The following is a 734-nucleotide window of genomic DNA, read 5'->3' on the forward strand; positions in this document are numbered from 1 at the left end:
AGGTCGCGGACGCCGACGCGGGTGTGCAGGGCCGCGGACAGGCGGGCGGCGACCTGGGTGGCGATGAGGGAGTTGCCGCCGAGGGCGAAGAAGTCGTCGTCGAGTCCGACGCGGTCGGCGCCGAGGATTTCGGCGTAGACGGTGGCGACGATTTCCTGGACCGGGGTCGTGGGTGCCCGGAACGCGGCGGTGTCGACGGTGGGTGCGGGGAGGGCTTTGCGGTCGAGTTTGCCGGAGGCGTTGAGCGGCAACGTGTCCAGGACCATGAAGGTCGAGGGGACCATGTAGGCGGGGACCCGACGGGTCAGTTCCTCGCGGACGTCGTCGAGGTCGAGGGGGTGTCCACCGGTGGTGGTGAGGTAGGCGACGAGTTGGTCGCCGGTGTAGGGGTCGGTGTGGACGGTGACGACGGCGGCGGTGATCTCGTCGAAACCGGTGAGAGCGGTTTCGATTTCGCCGAGTTCGATGCGCAGGCCGCGCAGTTTCACCTGGAAGTCGGTGCGGCCCAGGTATTCCAGTTCGCCGTCGCCGGTCCAGGTGACGAGGTCGCCGGTGCGGTACATGCGGGCCGACGGCTGATACGGGTCGGCGACGAATCGGTCGGCGGTGAGGTCGGGGCGGGCGATGTAGCCGTGGGCGAGTTGGATTCCGGCGAGGTACAGCTCGCCGGGGACGCCGGCGGGGACCGGGCGCAGCCGGTTGTCCAGGACGTAGACGCGGGTGTTGTACACCGG

The 734-nt window shown here is 69.5% G+C and carries 1 protein-coding gene; it reads right to left on the reverse strand.

All coding sequences use genetic code 11. The features are described 5' to 3' along the window. The coding region (locus NRB56_RS38150; protein WP_153349244.1) for an AMP-binding enzyme at positions 1 to 734 on the reverse strand (734 nt) is incomplete at both ends.

The sequence above is a fragment of the Nocardia aurantia genome (assembly GCF_009604425.1).
Taxonomy (GTDB): Bacteria; Actinomycetota; Actinomycetes; order Mycobacteriales; family Mycobacteriaceae; genus Nocardia; species Nocardia aurantia.